Consider the following 15,065-nt stretch of genomic DNA (forward strand, 5'->3'; position numbering starts at 1 on the left):
TGAGTGGACAGGGGCGGGAGCCCGCCGGGGCGCGCCGGCGACCGCGGGGCGGAGCGGCCCGCGGGAGCGGACCGAGGACGCCGTGAGTTCGCTGTTCGACGAGCCCGAGGGCGAGGGCGCGCCGGCGGTCGACCCGGGCGCCCCGCTCGCCGTCCGCATGCGGCCCCGCTCGCTGGACGAGGTGGTCGGGCAGTCCCACCTGCTCGGCCCGCGGTCGCCGCTGCGCCGGCTGGTCGAGGCCGACGAGCCGATGTCGCTGGTCCTCTACGGCCCGCCCGGCACCGGCAAGACCACCCTCGCGCACGTCATCTCGCTGGCCACCAAGCGGCAGTTCGTGCAGCTGTCGGCACTGGACGCCGGGGTCAAGGAGGTCCGCGCGGTCATCGCCGGGGCCAAGCGCGAGCTCACCTACGCCGGCCGGCGCACCGTCCTGTTCATCGACGAGGTGCACCGCTTCTCGAAGACCCAGCAGGACAGCCTGCTGTCCGCCGTCGAGGACCGGATCGTCAGCCTCATCGCCGCCACCACCGAGAACCCGTTCTTCTCCGTGGTCAGCCCGCTGCTGTCCCGCTCGCTGGTCCTCGCCCTGCAGCCGCTGTCCGACGACGACGTCCGTGCGCTGCTGCGCCGGGCACTCACCAGCGACCGCGGGCTGGACGGCGCGGTCACGCTGAGCCCGGAGGCAGAAGAGCACCTGGTCCGCATCGCCGGCGGGGACGGGCGCAAGGCGCTGACCGCGCTGGAGTCCGGGGCCGGGGCCGCGCTGGCGGCGGGCGTGCCGGAGATCGACCTGCAGACCCTGGAGACGGCGGTCGCCCAGGCGGCGGTCCGCTACGACCGGCAGGGCGACCAGCACTACGACGTGGCCAGCGCCCTGATCAAGTCCATCCGCGGCAGCGACGTCGACGCCGCCATGCACTACCTGGCGCGGATGATCGAGGCCGGGGAGGACCCCCGTTTCATCGCCCGCCGGCTGGTGATCTCCGCCAGCGAGGACATCGGCATGGCCGACCCGACGGCGCTGCTCACCGCGGTGGCGGCCGCCGACGCCGTGGCCTTCATCGGCATGCCCGAGGGGCACTTCCCGCTGGCGCAGGCCGTCGCGCACCTGGCCACCGCGCCGAAGTCCAACGCCCTCGCCGTCGCGATCGGCGAGTCCACGGCCGACGTGCGGGCGGGGCTGGCCGGGCCGGTGCCGCCCGGGCTGCGCGACGCCCACTACGCCGGGGCCAAGAAGCTGGGGCACGGCTCGACCTACCGCTACCCGCACGACGCGCCCGACGGGATCGTCCCCCAGCAGTACCCGCCCGACGCGCTGGTCGGCCGCGACTACTACCGCCCGACCAACCGCGGCGCCGAGGGGCCGATCGCGGCGCGGCTGGCCAAGCTGCGGGCGATCGTCCGGCGGGGCCGCTGAGGTCCCGGCCGGGTACGGACGGGCGCCGGCGCCCGCGACTACTGTGACCACGCCGGGCCGACGCCCGCCGGTGCCGACCGGCGGGCGGGAGCAGCAGCCGACGAGGAACAGGAGACCCCGCGTGTCCGCAGGAGAGTGGGCCGGATTGATCGCCGCGCTGGCGCTGGTGCTGCTGGTGGTGCTGCTGGCCGTCCCGATCCTGAAGCTGGGTCGCACGCTGGACGAGGCGACGCTGACCATCCGCCAGACGCGGGAGCACAGCGGCCCGATCCTCAGCCAGGCCTCGACCACGGTCGCGCACGTCAACAGCAACCTCGAGCGGGTCGACGACATCACCGGCAACGCGGCCAACGTCTCCAGCAACGTCGCGGCGCTGAGCAGTGTCGTGGCCGCCACCCTGGGCAGCCCGCTGATCAAGGTCGCCGCGTTCAGCTACGGCGTCCGCAGCGCCGCGCGGAAGAAGCGGGAGGGCCAGGCCCTCGCCGACGCCGCCGCTCGTGACAAGGCCGAGCGCCGCGCCCGCCGCGCCGCCCGGCGGGCCGCCTGATGCGCCGGCTGTTCTGGCTCGCCATGGGCATCACCATCGGCGCGCTCGTCGTCCGCAAGCTGTCCCGGGCCGCGGAGAAGATGACGCCGCAGGGCATCGCCGGCGCGCTGGTGGAGGGGCTGCGCGACCTCGCCGACGCGATCGGCGAGTTCGGTGCCGACGTGCGTGCCGCCGCCGCGGAGCGGGAGCAGGAACTGCGCACCGGCACCGGGCTGGACGCCCCGCTCCCCACGGGGGAGCAGGTGCAGCTGCCCGGCCGGCACGCCGTCCGCCCCACCGACCGCTGACCCCCTCACCACCTGCGGGAGGACGCCGCTCCGCCCGCCTCCAGACCCACGAGTAGGACCATGCAGACCGCCGAGATCCGCCGCCGCTTCCTGGAGCACTTCGCCTCCCGCGGCCACACCGTCGTGCCCAGCGCCTCGCTGGTCTCGCCCGACCCGTCGCTGCTGTTCACGGTGGCCGGCATGGTGCCGTTCATCCCGTACCTGACCGGCCGCGAGCCGGCGCCCTACCCGCGGGCCACCAGCGTGCAGAAGTGCGTGCGCACCCTCGACATCGAGGAGGTGGGCAAGACCACCCGGCACGGCACGTTCTTCCAGATGAACGGCAACTTCTCCTTCGGCGACTACTTCAAGGACGGCGCCATCCAGCACGCCTGGGAGCTGGTCACCGGGTCGGTGGACGACGGCGGGCTGGGCTTCGACCCGGAGCGGATCTGGGTCACCGTCTACCTGGACGACGACGAGGCGGCCGAGGCCTGGCACCGGATCGCGGGGCTGCCGGTCGAGCGGATCCAGCGGCTGGGCAAGAAGGACAACTACTGGCACACCGGCCAGCCCGGCCCGGGCGGTCCGTGCAGCGAGATCTACTTCGACCGGGGCCCGCAGTTCGGCCCCGACGGCGGCCCGCTGGTCGACACGGCCGGTGACCGGTTCCTGGAGATCTGGAACCTGGTGTTCATGCAGTACGAGCTCACCGACGTCCGGAGCAAGGAGGAGTTCCGGATCGTCGGCGAGCTGCCGAAGAAGAACATCGACACCGGCATGGGCCTGGAGCGGGTGGCCTACCTGCTGCAGGGCGTCGACAACCTGTACGAGATCGACGAGGTCGCCCCGGTGTTGCACCGGGCCGCCGAGATCGCCGGGGTGCGCTACGGCGCCGAGCACGACGCCGACGTCCGGCTGCGGGTGGTCGCCGACCACGTGCGCAGCGGCCTGATGCTCATCGGCGACGGCGTCACGCCCGGCAACGAGGGCCGTGGGTACATCCTGCGCCGGCTGCTGCGCCGCGCCGTCCGCTCGATGAAGCTGCTCGGCGTCGACGAGGCCACGCTGCCCGAGCTGCTCCCGGTGTCCCGCGACGCGATGAAGGCCAGCTACCCCGAGCTGGAGACCGACTTCGCCCGCATCTCCAGCGTCGCCTACGCCGAGGAGGAGGCGTTCCGGCGCACCCTCACCGCCGGCACCACGCTGTTCGACACCGCCGTGGCCACCGCCAGGCAGGCCGGTACCCCGCAGCTGTCCGGTGAGCAGGCGTTCTCGCTGCACGACACCTACGGGTTCCCCATCGACGTGACCCTCGAGATGGCCGCCGAGCAGGGCGTGTCCGTCGACGAGGAGGGGTTCCGCGCGCTCATGCAGCAGCAGCGGGACCGCGCCCGCGCCGACGCCCGCGCCAAGAAGACCGGCTCGGTCGACGTCCTGGCCTACCGCCGGCTGCTGGCCGACCACGGCCCCACCGACTGGCGCGCCTACGACACGCTGCGCACCGACTCCCGGGTGCTGGGGGTCGTCTCCGAGCTGTCCGACGACGAGGCGGGCCAGAGCGCCCCGGTGGGGCCGGGGGAGGTCACCCGGGTCGTCCTCGACCGCACGCCCTTCTACGCCGAGTCCGGCGGTCAGGTCGCCGACGCGGGCGTCCTCACCTGGGACGGCGGCCGCGCCGAGGTGCTCGACGTGCAGCGCCCGGTCAAGGGCCTGGTCGCCCACCAGGTGCGGGTGCTGGAGGGCGAGCTGCGCGAGGGCGCCGAGCTCGTGGCGGAGGTCGACCGCGAGTGGCGGCTGTCGGCCTGCCAGGCGCACTCGGGCACCCACGTGGTGCACGCCGCGCTGCGCCAGGTGCTCGGCCCGCAGGCGCTGCAGTCCGGCTCCTACAACCGGCCCGGGTACCTGCGGCTGGACTTCGCCTGGCAGGGCGCGCTCACCGCGCAGCAGCGGCACGACATCGAGGACGTCGCCAACGCCGCGGTCCGCGCCGACCACAAGGTGCGCGCCAGCTTCATGACCCTGCCCGAGGCCCGTGCCATCGGCGCCCTGGCGCTGTTCGGGGAGACCTACGGCGAGCAGGTCCGCGTCGTGGAGATCGGCGGCCCGTGGTCCCGGGAGCTGTGCGGTGGCACCCACGTGCAGGGCAGCGCCCAGATCGGCACGCTGGCGCTGACCGGTGAGTCGTCGGTCGGTTCCGGCTCCCGACGCGTGGAGGCCGTCGTGGGCCTCGAGGGCTTCCGCTACCTGGCCCGCGAGCGCGACCTGGTCCGCCAGCTCGCCGACCTGCTGAAGACCCCCACCGACGGCCTGACCGAGCGGATCAGCGGCATGCTGGCGCGGCTGCGCGACGTCGACAAGGAGCTCGCCGAGCTGCGGGCCCAGCAGACCCTCGCCGCGGCCGGGGAGCTGGCCGCCGGTGCGCGCGACGTCGGCGGGGTCGCGGTGGTCACCGGCTCGCCCGCCGGCCTGGGCGGCGGGGACCTGCGCACGCTGGCCCTCGACGTCCGCGGCCGGCTGCCGGGCGACCGGCCCGCCGTGGTGTTGCTGGCCTCGGAGTCGGGGGGCAAGGTGGCTCTCGTGGCGGCCCTCAACCCGGCCGCACAGGAGCGCGGGCTGTCGGCGAACGACGTGCTGCGCGCGGCGGCGGCCCCGGTCGGCGGCCGGGGCGGCGGCAAGACGGACGTGGCCCAGGGGGGCGGTACCGAGCCCGCCGGCATCCCCGCGGCCCTGCAGGCCGGCGAACAGGCGGTCGCGACCGCCGCAGGGAGGTGACCGAGGTGCCTGAGCAGCGCCCCGACGAGACCGGTCCGGTGGGCGAGCGCCGGGTGAGCCGCCCGGCGGTGCCGCCGCCCACCCGGCAGCGCCCCGCCGTGCCACCCCCGCCGGTGCAGCACCGCACCGAGCAGATCGACCTGTCCGCCGGGTTCCCGCCGGTGCGGCACGAGACCAGCCAGATCGACCTCTCCGGCGGCCTGCCCGGGGGGCTCCCCATCCCGCCGCGGCGCCCGAGGCAGGGCCGGCGGCTGGGCATCGACGTCGGCTCGGTGCGGGTCGGCGTGGCGCTGTCGGACCCCACCGGCACGCTGGCCAGCCCGCTGGAGACGGTGCGCCGGGCCCGCGACGAGTCCGACCTCGACCACATCGCGGCCCTCGTGGTGGAACACGAGGTGACAGAGGTGATCGTGGGGGAGCCGAGGCACCTCTCGGGAGCGTCGGGCGCCTCGGCGAAGGAGGCGCGTGCCTACTCTCGGGCACTCGCCGGGCGCATCGGGCCCGTGCCCGTGCACCTCGTCGACGAAAGGCTCTCCACCGTGACTGCAGCCAGTTCCCTCCGGGCGAACGGCCTCGACAGCCGGCAGCAGCGCCCGGTGATCGACCAGGCCGCCGCCGTGGTCATCCTCCAGGCCTATCTGGACGCCCAGCGGGAGCGCTCGTGAGTGATCCGACCCCGTCCGCGCGACGGGGTCGGCACTCGTCGGACCTCGCGAGTGGTGTCCCTGCCACCGCGTGGATGGCGTCCATGCCGCGGCAGGTCGCCGACCAGCCCCCGGCCGGCACCCGTGCCCCCGACCCGTACCGCGTCGACGCCCGGCTGGGGCCCGCCGGTGCGACCCCGTACGCGGGCCCGCGCGGGCGCCGGGCCGACGACCCCCGCAGCACCGGACCGCTGCTGCCCCGCGCGGAGGCCGGCGGCCTGCCCACCCCGCCGGCCGGCGGCTCCGAGGGCGGCACGCACCCGTCGGCGCCGCTGCCCGGCCTCCCGCCGCGGCCCGCCGGCACCTGGTCCCGCCTGCAGCGGCGCACCGACGTCCACCCCGACGACGCCCAGACCGTGGCCCAGCCCGTGGGCAGCCAGCCCGGCGTCCCCGGTGAGCGTCCCGGTGACGACCGCTCCGCCGACATGTCCTGGGACGACGACGGCGACGATCCCGACGCCACCGGCGGCCTCGAGGTGCTCGGTGCCTCCGACGAGGGGACCCGCGGCTGGCGGCACCGCGGCGGCGACGAGCCGCCGACCGGCCGCCGGCGTCGCCGGCGCCGCCCGGTGGCCGTCGTCGTGTCGCTGCTGGTGCTCGCCGGCCTGGTCGGCGGCATCGTCTTCGGCGGCAAGGCCCTGATCAACCTGGTCAACCCGCCCAGCGAGGACTTCGTCGGCCAGGGCAGCGGTGAGGTGCAGGTCCGGATCGCCGTCGGCGACACCCTCAGCGACATCGGCCGCACGCTCGTCTCCGAGGGCGTCATCGCCTCCGTCGGCCCGTTCGTGGACGCCGCCGAGCTGCAGCCGGCCGCCACCGGCATCCAGCCCGGGGTGTACGCGATGCGCCAGCAGATGAGCGGCCAGGCGGCACTGGACCTGCTGCTCGACCCGGCCACCCGGCTGTTCGCCCGGGTGACCATCCCCGAGGGCTTCACCGTGCAGCAGATCCTGCAGCGGCTCTCCGAGGGCACCCAGAAGCCGGTCGAGGAGCTGCGGGCCGCGGCCGCCGACCCCGCCGCGCTCGGCCTGCCGGCCTACGCCAACGGCCAGCTCGAGGGCTTCCTCTTCCCGGCCACCTACGACTTCCAGCCCGACGACACCCCGGTCACCATGCTCCGGGCCATGGTCTCGCGCTTCACCGAGACCGCGTCCGCCATCCAGCTGGAGCAGCGGGCCGCCGCGGCCGGCCGGTCGGTGTACGACGTGGTGACCGTGGCCTCCATGGTGCAGTCGGAGACACGGCTGGACGAGGAGCGGCCCGACGTGGCCCAGGTGGTCTACAACCGCCTCGGCCAGGGCATCCCGCTCGGCATCGACGCCACGCTGGCCTACGGCCTGGGCAAGAACGGCAACGACCTCACCGTCGCCGACCTGCAGACCGACAGCCCGTACAACACGCGCACCCGCGCCGGGCTGCCGCCGACGGCGGTCAGCTCGCCGGGGGAGGCCAGCCTCGAGGCGGCGCTGGCACCGACCACCGGCGACCTCCTGTACTACGTGCTGGAGTCCGCGGACGGGCGGCACTTCTTCACCGCCGACTACACGGAGTTCATGGCGGCGCGGGAGCGGTGCGCCGCGGCCGGCCTCGGCTGCGGTGGCTGACGGGCGCCACGCGGGGACGGCGGTCGGTGTGCAGCGGGCGGCCGTGCTGGGCCGTCCGGTGGGGCACTCGCTGTCCCCGTTGCTGCACCGGGCGGCCTACGCGGCACTGGGCCTGACCGACTGGACCTACGACGCCCTCGACGTCGGCGCCGAGGACCTGCCGGTGCTGCTGGCCGGGCTCGGCGAGGAGTGGCGCGGCTTCTCGGTGACCATGCCGTGCAAGCAGGCCGCGGTCGAGGTCGCCGACGTCGTCGAGCCGCTGCCGCGGCTGCTGCACGCGGCCAACACCCTCGTCCGCACCGACCAGGGGTGGCGCGCGGAGAACACCGACGTCACCGGCGTCGGCATGGCGCTGCAGCTGGCCGGGGTCGAGGAGGTGGACCGGGCGGCGATCCTCGGTGCGGGTGGCACGGCCGCGGCGGCCGCGGTCGCGCTGTCCTCGCTCGGCGCCCGGCACGTCGACGTCGTCGTCCGCGACCCCTCCCGCGCCGGGGACCTGCTGCGCGTGCTGGACACCCTCGGCGTGCCGACGACGGTGGTCTCGCTGCGGGAGGCCGTGGTCGACGCGACCGTCGTGGTGAGCACCGTCCCGGTCGGCGGGCAGCCGGACGTGGCTGCCCTGCCGTGGCTGGCCGACCAGACCGTCCTCGACGTGCTCTACGACCCGTGGCCGACGCCGCTGGCCAGCGCGGTGACCGCCGCCGGGGGCACCGTCGTCGGCGGGCTGGACGTCCTGTTCTGGCAGGCCACCGTCCAGGTGGAGCTGATGACCGGGCAGCCCGCACCGATCGAGGCCATGCGCGCGGCACTGCACGCCCGCTGACGCCGGTGCCCGCAGCGCTCCCGCCGGCCGCGGTCGGCGGCGTCGCGGTCGTGGCCGCGGTCCTGCTGGGCCCGTGGCTGGCCCGCGTGTCGGTCCGGCTGGCCCGGCGCGACGGGACGGCCGCCGCGTCCGCGGGGCGGACCGTCGTGACCACCGTCGTGCTCGCGGTCGCCCTGGCCGGCGCGCTCGCCCTGGGCGGGCTGCGGCCGGCCACCGTGGCGTTCGGGTGGGCAGCCGCGGCCGGGGTGGTGCTCGCCGCCGTCGACCTCGCCGTCCACCGGCTGCCCGACCGGGTCACCTTCCCCGCCGGGGGCGTGGTCGCCACGGCGTTCCTCGTGGACGCCGCCGTGCTGGGGACCTGGCCGGCGCTGCTGCGGGCGGTCCTCGCCGCCGCGGCCGCGTTCGGGCTGGCGGCGCTCGGCGCGCTGGTCTCCCCGCAGGGGCTCGGCTACGGCGACGTCAAGCTGCTGGGTCTGCTGGGGCTGCTGCTCGGGTGGGTGGGCTGGGGCGCGCTGCTGGCCGGGGTGTTCCTCGGGCTGCTCACCGGGGCGGCGGTCTCCCTCGTGCTGCTGGCCACCGGCCGGGCCGGGTGGCGCACCGCGCTGCCGTTCGGGCCGCCGCTGCTGGTCGGTGCCGCCCTGGCACTGGCGCTCGAGGGCGCCGTGCCCATGGCGTGAGCGGAGCCCGGTGCCCCGGCTGGCACAATCCGGGGCATGTTGCGCTGGCTGACCGCCGGTGAGTCGCACGGCCAGCAGCTCACCGCCATCCTCGAGGGCCTGCCCGCCGGCGTGCGGGTGCAGACCTCCGACCTCGACGTCGACCTGGCCCGGCGCCGGCTCGGCCACGGCCGCGGCGCCCGCATGTCCTTCGAGCAGGACGTCGTCACCCTGACCGGCGGCGTCCGGCACGGGGTCACCCAGGGCGGGCCGATCGCCGTCCAGGTGGGCAACACCGAGTGGCCGAAGTGGACGACGGTCATGTCCGCCGACCCGGTCGACCCCGAGGTGCTGGCCGGCCAGGCCCGCAACGCGCCGCTCACCCGGCCACGCCCCGGGCACGCCGACCTCGCCGGCATGCAGAAGTACGGCTTCGACGACGCCCGCCCCGTCCTGGAGCGCGCCAGTGCCCGCGAGACCGCGGCCCGGGTCGCGCTCGGCGCGGTGGCCCGGGCGTTCCTCCGGCAGGTCCTCGACGCCGAGGTCGTCAGCCACGTCGTGGGCATCGGGCCGGTGACCGTCCCCGACGGCGTCGTCCCCGGCCCGCAGGACAACCCGCGCATCGACGAGGACCCGGTGCGCTGCGCCGACCCGGCCACCAGTGCGCTCATGGTCGCCGAGGTCGACGACGCCCGGAAGAACGGCGACACGCTGGGTGGCGTCATCGAGGTCGTCGTCCACGGCCTGCCGCCGGGTCTGGGCAGCCACGTGCACTGGGACCGCCGGCTGGACTCCCGGCTGGCCGCCGCCCTCATGGGTGTGCAGTCGGTCAAGGCGGTCGAGGTCGGGGACGGGCTGGAGACCGCCCGTCGCCGCGGCTCGGTGGCCCACGACGAGATCGTCCTGGCCGACGGCCGGGTGCAGCGGACGACCGACCGCGCCGGCGGCATCGAGGGCGGCATGACCAACGGCGAGGTGCTGCGGGTCCGGGCGGCGATGAAGCCGATCTCGACGGTGCCGCGCGCGCTGGCCACCGTCGACGTCTCCACCGGCGAGGCCGCGGTCGCCATCAACCAGCGCAGCGACGCGTGCGCGGTGCCCCGCGGCGCCGTCGTCATGGAGGCGATGGTCGCCCTCGTGCTGGCCGACGCCGTCCTGGAGAAGTTCGGCGGCGACTCGGTGCCCGAGACGCGCCGCAACGTCCAGGCCTACCTCGAGAACCTCAGGATCCGATGAACCCCGCCGATCCGGGCACCCGTCCCGTCCTGGTCCTCGTCGGGCCACCGTCGTCGGGCAAGACGACGGTCGGCACCGCCGTCGCGGAGCTGCTCGGGGTCCCGTTCCGGGACACCGACGCCGACATCGAGGACGTCACCGGCCAGACCGTCGCCGACCTGTTCGTCGAGCGCGGCGAGCCGTTCTTCCGCTCCCTGGAGGAGCAGGCCGTGGCCCGCGCGCTGGGCACGCACGCCGGGGTGCTGGCCCTCGGTGGTGGCGCCGTGCTCAGCGCGGCCACCCGCGCGCTGCTGGTCGCCTACACCCGCGCCGGGGGCACGGTGGTCTGGCTGGACGTCGACCTCGCCTCGGCCGCCCAGCGCGTCGGGCTGGGCCGCGACCGGCCGGTGCTCGGCATGAACCCGCGGGCCACGCTGCGCAACCTGCTGCTGGCCCGCGCGCCGCTCTACGGCGAGGTGGCCACGCTGGCCGTGCCCACCGGCGGTCGCGAACCCGCCGACGTCATCGCCGACGTGGCCGCCGCCCTCCGCCCGCGGGCCACCTCGTGAGGCGGGTGACCGTCCCCGGGGACGAGCCCTACGACGTCGTGATCGGGCCGGGGGCCCAGGCCGAGCTCGCCCTGGTCCTCGCCGGCACCCCGCGGGCCGCCGTCGTGCACGCCCCGCCGCTGGCCGCGCTGGCCGGCGCCGCGGTGGAGACGCTGCAGACCGCGGGCGTGGCCGCGGAGGCCGTCGTCGTCCCCGACGGGGAGGCGGCCAAGACCGCCGAGGTCGCGGCCGGGGCGTGGGAGGAGTTCGGCCGGCTGGGGCTGACCCGCTCCGACGCGGTCGTCGGCGTCGGCGGCGGTGCGGTCACCGACCTCGCCGGCTTCCTGGCCGCCACCTGGGTCCGCGGCGTGCGGGTGGTCCACCTGCCGACCAGCCTCCTCGGCATGGTCGACGCCGCGGTCGGCGGCAAGACCGGCATCAACACCGGGGCCGGCAAGAACCTCGTCGGCGCGTTCCACCCGCCGGCCGGGGTGCTCGCCGACACCGACGTCCTCGCCGGGCTCCCCGAGGCGGAGTTCCGCTCGGGCCTGGCCGAGGTCGTCAAGTGCGGCTTCATCGCCGACGGGACCATCCTGGAGCTGCTCACGGCCGACCCGACCGGACGCCGCGACACCGCCGAGCTCATCGAGCGTGCGGTGCAGGTCAAGGCCGACGCGGTGGGGGAGGACCTCTTCGACACCGGGCGGCGCGAGTTCCTCAACTACGGGCACACCCTGGCCCACGCCATCGAGCGGGTGGAGGACTTCGGCTGGCGGCACGGCGAGGCGGTCGCCGTCGGCCTGGTGTTCGCCGCCGAGCTCGCCGGTCGGGCCGGGCTGCTCTCCCGCGCCGAGGTCGACCGGCACCGCGAGCTCGTCGCGGCGATGGGGCTGCCCACCACCTACGACGGCGACTGGGCGCAGCTGCAGTCGGTCATGCGGGTGGACAAGAAGGCCCGCGGTGCCTCGCTGCGGTTCGTCGTCCTCGACGGCCTCGGCAACCCCCGGATCCTGGCCGACCCGGACCAGGCCTGGCTCGACGCCGCGTGGGCGGCGGTCAGTGGAGGAGAAGCGTGACGATCCAGGTGCTCAACGGCGCCAACCTCGGCCGGCTCGGACTGCGCGAGCCGGAGAAGTACGGGACGACGACGTACGCCGAGCTGGTCGAGCTGCTGGAGGTCACCGGCCGGGAGCTCGGCGTCGAGGTGCGGGTGCGCCAGACCGACTCCGAGGGCGAACTGCTCGGCTGGGTGCACGCCGCCTCCGACGCCGGCGACGCCGTCGTGATCAACCCGGGCGGCTGGTCGCACACCTCGGTCGTCCTGCACGACGCGCTGGCCGCCCTCAACGGCCCGCTGGTCGAGGTGCACATCACCAACATCCACCGGCGCGAGGAGTTCCGGCACCTCTCCTACGTCTCGCGGGTCGCCGACGGCGTGATCGCCGGGCTGGGCGTGCAGGGGTACGTGCTGGCGCTGCAGTGGCTGGTCGCGCGGGGGCACCGGTGAACCACGCCGCCCGGCGGGAGGCGCTGCGGGCGACGGCGGCCGAGCGGGGGCTGGACGCCGTCCTGGTCACCGACCTGCTCAACGTCCGCTACCTGACCGGTTTCACCGGCTCGAACGGCGCGCTGCTGCTGCGCACCGACGCCGCCGACCTGTTCGGCACCGACGGCCGCTACACCACCCAGGCCGGGACCCAGGTGCCCGACGTGGAGCTGCTGGTCGACCGCGCCACCGTGTCCGCGCTGGCGCGGGAGGCGGTCCGGCGCGGCGCGGGGCGGATCGGCTACGAGAGCCACCACCTCACCGTCGACGGGCTCCGCGCCCTGGAGTCGGTGCTGGCCGACGCGGCCGCCGGCGGCACGGTGCCCGAGCTGACCAGCGTCCGCCGCGCGGTGGAGGCGCAGCGGGCGGTCAAGGACGACGACGAGGTCGACGCGCTGCGCCGGGCCTGCGCCGTGGCCGACGCCGCGCTGGCCGAGCTGGCCGCGGAGGGTGCGCTGCGGCCCGGCCGGACCGAGCTGCAGGTGGGCCGCGAGCTGGACGCCCGGATGCTGGCGATGGGGGCCGAGGCGCCGTCGTTCGAGACGATCGTGGCCACCGGCGCGAACTCCGCCATCCCGCACCACCGGCCCGACGCGACGGTGCTGGCCGACGGGGACCTCCTCAAGCTGGACTTCGGCGCGACCGTCGACGGGTACCACTCGGACATGACCCGCACGCTGGTCCTCGGCCACGCGGCCGACTGGCAGCGGGAGGTCTACGAGCTGGTCGCCGCGGCGCAGGCCGCCGGTCGGGCGGCGCTGGCCGTCGGGGCGGACGTGGTCGCCGTCGACGCGGCGGCCCGCGACGTCATCGCCGCCGCCGGCCACGGCGAGCACTTCACCCACGGCCTCGGCCACGGTGTCGGGCTGGAGATCCACGAGGCGCCCGGCATCGGGCAGCTGGGCGCGGGTACGCTGGCCGCCGGCATGGCCGTCACCGTGGAGCCGGGCGTCTACCTGCCCGGTCACGGCGGGGTCCGGATCGAGGACACGCTGGTCGTCACGGATGACACGCCCGAGTTGTTGACCCTCACGAGCAAGGAACTGCTGGTCCTCTAGATGGCTACCACCAACGACCTCAAGAACGGCATGGTCCTCAACCTCGACGGCCAGCTCTGGACCGTCACCGAGTTCCAGCACGTCAAGCCGGGCAAGGGCGGCGCGTTCGTCCGCACCACGCTGAAGAACGTGCTCTCGGGCAAGGTCGTCGACAAGACGTTCAACGCGGGCACCAAGGTCGAGACCGCCAACGTCGACAAGCGCTCGATGACGTACCTGTACAAGGACGGCAGCGACTTCGTCTTCATGGACGGCGACACCTACGACCAGATCCACGTGCCGGCCGAGACCGTCGGCGGGGGCGCGGACTACCTGCTGGAGAACACCGAGGTGGTCGTCGCGGTGCACGACGGCAGCCCGCTCTACGTGGAGCTCCCGGTGACCCTGGAGCTGGTGGTCCAGCACACCGACCCCGGTCTGCAGGGCGACCGCTCCACCGGCGGCACGAAGCCGGCCACCCTGGAGACCGGCGCGCAGATCCAGGTGCCGCTGTTCGTCAACACCGGCGACAAGCTCAAGGTCGACACCCGCGACGGCCGGTACCTCGGCCGCGCCAACTGACGACCCGCCCGGCGATGGCTGCCCGGTCCAAGGCGCGCAAGCGCGCCGTCGACGTCCTCTACGAGGCCGACCTGCGCGGTTCGGACCCGCTCGCGCTGCTGCGCGAGCGGGTGGCCGACGCCCAGCCGCCGGTGCCCGACCACGCCGTCCGGCTGGTGGAGGGGGCGGTGGAGCACTCCGCCCGCATCGACGAGCTGATCGACCGGCACGCCACGGGCTGGTCGATCGACCGGCTGCCCGACGTCGACCGCGCCATCCTGCGGATGGCGGTCTTCGAGCTGCTCTGGGCCGACGACGTACCCGACGCGGTGGTCATCGACGAGGCGGTGGAGTTGGCCCGGGCGCTGTCGACCGACGACTCGCCGGCCTACGTCAACGGCGTCCTGGGCGCGATCCTCGACGCCGAGGTGCCCACCAGCTGACCCGCGCGGTCACGCCGGCGGGCCGGCCGCGGCCAGCATCGCGCTGATCCGTGCGGCGCTCTGCCGGCGCTGCGCCCGGCGCAGGGCGGCCCGGCGGCGGGCGGCGCGTTCGAGCAGCCCGTCCAGGACGACGGGGGCCGGTTCGGTCGGCTCCATGGGGGCTCCTCGGGTGGTCGGTGCGGCGTCGCCGACGCTAGGACCCCCTGCTGACAGTTCTCACCCCCCAATGTCGGGAGGGGTGCGCGCGGCCCCGGTACGCCAGAGGCCCCCGACCGGTGCGGTCAGGGGCCTCTCGTGCGTCCACGGGCTCAGCGCGGGGTGCGCCGGCGCTCCCAGTTGGGGTTGACCTCGTCCTCGTCCTCGTCGCCGCCGAAGCCGACGACGCTCTCCATGCCGGGGGAGAGCACGCCCCACTCGATGAGCCGCGAGGTCAGCTCGTCGGGGCTCATGTCGTAGATGATCGCCAGCGACTTGAGGTCCTCGGCCCGGATGGACAGGACCTTGCCGTTGTAGTCGTGCCGCTGGGCCTGGATGGTCGACGCGTAGCGCGCCAGGGGCCCGGCCTCGTCGGCGGGCAGCGAGCCCAGCGACTCGAGGTTCAGCACGATCTTCGTCGTCGAGGTGACCGCGGAGCTCGGGCGGGGGTCGGGCAGCAGCTCGGAGACCGGCACGCCGTAGAAGACCGCCAGCTCGGAGAGCCGCTGCACGGTCACCGCACGGTCGCCGCGTTCGTAGGAGCCGACGACGACGGCCTTCCAGCGGCCGTGTGACTTGTCCTCGACTCCCTGGAGGCTGAGACCCTGCTGGTTGCGGATGGCGCGGAGCCGGGCACCGAGGGCCCGTGAGTAGTCGGTGCTCATCGCTTCCTGCTCACTGTCCGTCGTCGTGGGCGTTCTGTCGTCACGGAGCGTACTGGTCTTGCG

Annotated in this window: 17 protein-coding genes; 15 read left to right on the forward strand and 2 right to left on the reverse strand. The window is 75.2% G+C overall.

What is annotated here, in order from left to right; genetic code table 11:
- Positions 1–82 precede the first annotated feature (82 nt).
- The 15 genes from ACI79E_RS07550 to nusB all read left to right on the forward strand — a co-directional run bounded on the left by ACI79E_RS07550 (position 83) and on the right by nusB (position 14,142).
- On the forward strand, positions 83–1,417 hold the full coding sequence (locus ACI79E_RS07550; protein WP_456931908.1) for a replication-associated recombination protein A: 1,335 nt from the start codon (positions 83–85) through the stop codon (positions 1,415–1,417).
- A gap of 121 nt (positions 1,418–1,538) precedes the next feature.
- Positions 1,539–1,964, forward strand: a complete 426-nt coding sequence (locus ACI79E_RS07555; protein ID WP_456931909.1) for a DUF948 domain-containing protein — start codon at positions 1,539–1,541, stop codon at positions 1,962–1,964.
- Positions 1,964–2,251, forward strand: coding sequence for a hypothetical protein (locus ACI79E_RS07560; protein ID WP_456924955.1), 288 nt, complete (start codon positions 1,964–1,966; stop codon positions 2,249–2,251). The genes ACI79E_RS07555 and ACI79E_RS07560 overlap by 1 nt, the downstream gene beginning before the upstream one ends.
- 60 nt (positions 2,252–2,311) lie before the next feature.
- On the forward strand, positions 2,312–5,005 hold the full coding sequence (gene alaS, locus ACI79E_RS07565; protein WP_456931910.1) for an alanine--tRNA ligase: 2,694 nt from the start codon (positions 2,312–2,314) through the stop codon (positions 5,003–5,005).
- 5 nt (positions 5,006–5,010) lie between these two features.
- Complete coding sequence (ruvX, locus tag ACI79E_RS07570) at positions 5,011–5,670, forward strand: Holliday junction resolvase RuvX (RefSeq protein WP_456931911.1); 660 nt, start codon at positions 5,011–5,013, stop codon at positions 5,668–5,670.
- 83 nt (positions 5,671–5,753) lie between these two features.
- Positions 5,754–7,313, forward strand: coding sequence for an endolytic transglycosylase MltG (mltG, locus tag ACI79E_RS07575; protein WP_456931912.1), 1,560 nt, complete (start codon positions 5,754–5,756; stop codon positions 7,311–7,313).
- Positions 7,306–8,136: a shikimate dehydrogenase gene (locus ACI79E_RS07580; protein WP_456931913.1), complete on the forward strand. Its 831-nt coding sequence runs from the start codon at positions 7,306–7,308 to the stop codon at positions 8,134–8,136. Before mltG ends, ACI79E_RS07580 begins: the two co-directional genes overlap by 8 nt.
- Positions 8,137–8,141: 5 nt before the next feature.
- Positions 8,142–8,813 carry a prepilin peptidase gene (locus tag ACI79E_RS07585; RefSeq protein ID WP_456931914.1) on the forward strand — a complete coding sequence of 224 codons (672 nt, stop codon included), beginning with the start codon at positions 8,142–8,144 and terminating at the stop codon, positions 8,811–8,813.
- Between the two features lie 36 nt (positions 8,814–8,849).
- On the forward strand, positions 8,850–10,028 hold the full coding sequence (gene aroC, locus ACI79E_RS07590) for a chorismate synthase (RefSeq protein WP_456931915.1): 1,179 nt from the start codon (positions 8,850–8,852) through the stop codon (positions 10,026–10,028).
- A complete protein-coding gene (locus ACI79E_RS07595; protein WP_456931916.1) occupies positions 10,025–10,576 on the forward strand; it encodes a shikimate kinase in 552 nt (183 codons plus the stop codon). Before aroC ends, ACI79E_RS07595 begins: the two co-directional genes overlap by 4 nt.
- A 5-nt stretch (positions 10,577–10,581) precedes the next feature.
- Positions 10,582–11,631, forward strand: coding sequence for a 3-dehydroquinate synthase (gene aroB, locus ACI79E_RS07600; protein ID WP_456931917.1), 1,050 nt, complete (start codon positions 10,582–10,584; stop codon positions 11,629–11,631).
- Entirely contained in the window at positions 11,628–12,062 is a 435-nt protein-coding gene (aroQ, locus tag ACI79E_RS07605) for a type II 3-dehydroquinate dehydratase (RefSeq protein WP_456931918.1), read from the forward strand. Before aroB ends, aroQ begins: the two co-directional genes overlap by 4 nt.
- Positions 12,059–13,159, forward strand: coding sequence for a M24 family metallopeptidase (locus ACI79E_RS07610; protein WP_456931919.1), 1,101 nt, complete (start codon positions 12,059–12,061; stop codon positions 13,157–13,159). Before aroQ ends, ACI79E_RS07610 begins: the two co-directional genes overlap by 4 nt.
- The gene (gene efp / locus ACI79E_RS07615; protein WP_456931920.1) at positions 13,160–13,720 is read left to right on the forward strand and encodes an elongation factor P; all 561 of its coding nucleotides are present in this window, start codon (positions 13,160–13,162) and stop codon (positions 13,718–13,720) included. It begins immediately after the preceding gene.
- Positions 13,721–13,734: 14 nt separating this feature from the next.
- Positions 13,735–14,142: a transcription antitermination factor NusB gene (nusB, locus tag ACI79E_RS07620; protein ID WP_456931921.1), complete on the forward strand. Its 408-nt coding sequence runs from the start codon at positions 13,735–13,737 to the stop codon at positions 14,140–14,142.
- A gap of 9 nt (positions 14,143–14,151) precedes the next feature.
- Here the strand turns inward: nusB and ACI79E_RS07625 are convergent, their stop codons facing one another.
- Positions 14,152–14,298: a hypothetical protein gene (locus ACI79E_RS07625; protein WP_456931922.1), complete on the reverse strand. Its 147-nt coding sequence runs from the start codon at positions 14,296–14,298 to the stop codon at positions 14,152–14,154.
- A gap of 152 nt (positions 14,299–14,450) precedes the next feature.
- Positions 14,451–15,002 (reverse strand): transcriptional regulator BldD, encoded by a 552-nt coding sequence (gene bldD, locus ACI79E_RS07630; RefSeq protein ID WP_091217936.1) that lies wholly within the window; start codon positions 15,000–15,002, stop codon positions 14,451–14,453.
- Positions 15,003–15,065: the final 63 nt, after the last annotated feature.

The sequence above is a fragment of the Geodermatophilus sp. SYSU D00079 genome (genome assembly GCF_054050635.1).

Excerpts from the sequence above, each read along its gene's own strand:
- ACI79E_RS07560 (WP_456924955.1), top strand. The coding sequence starts at position 1,964 with ATGCGCCGGCTGTTCTGGCTCGCCATGGGCATCACCATCGGCGCGCTC.
- alaS (WP_456931910.1), top strand. The coding sequence starts at position 2,312 with ATGCAGACCGCCGAGATCCGCCGCCGCTTCCTGGAGCACTTCGCCTCC.
- mltG (WP_456931912.1), top strand. The coding sequence starts at position 5,754 with ATGCCGCGGCAGGTCGCCGACCAGCCCCCGGCCGGCACCCGTGCCCCC.
- aroC (WP_456931915.1), top strand. The coding sequence starts at position 8,850 with ATGTTGCGCTGGCTGACCGCCGGTGAGTCGCACGGCCAGCAGCTCACC.
- ACI79E_RS07595 (WP_456931916.1), top strand. The coding sequence starts at position 10,025 with ATGAACCCCGCCGATCCGGGCACCCGTCCCGTCCTGGTCCTCGTCGGG.
- efp (WP_456931920.1), top strand. The coding sequence starts at position 13,160 with ATGGCTACCACCAACGACCTCAAGAACGGCATGGTCCTCAACCTCGAC.
- nusB (WP_456931921.1), top strand. The coding sequence starts at position 13,735 with ATGGCTGCCCGGTCCAAGGCGCGCAAGCGCGCCGTCGACGTCCTCTAC.
- ACI79E_RS07625 (WP_456931922.1), bottom strand. The coding sequence starts at position 14,298 with ATGGAGCCGACCGAACCGGCCCCCGTCGTCCTGGACGGGCTGCTCGAA.
- bldD (WP_091217936.1), bottom strand. The coding sequence starts at position 15,002 with ATGAGCACCGACTACTCACGGGCCCTCGGTGCCCGGCTCCGCGCCATC.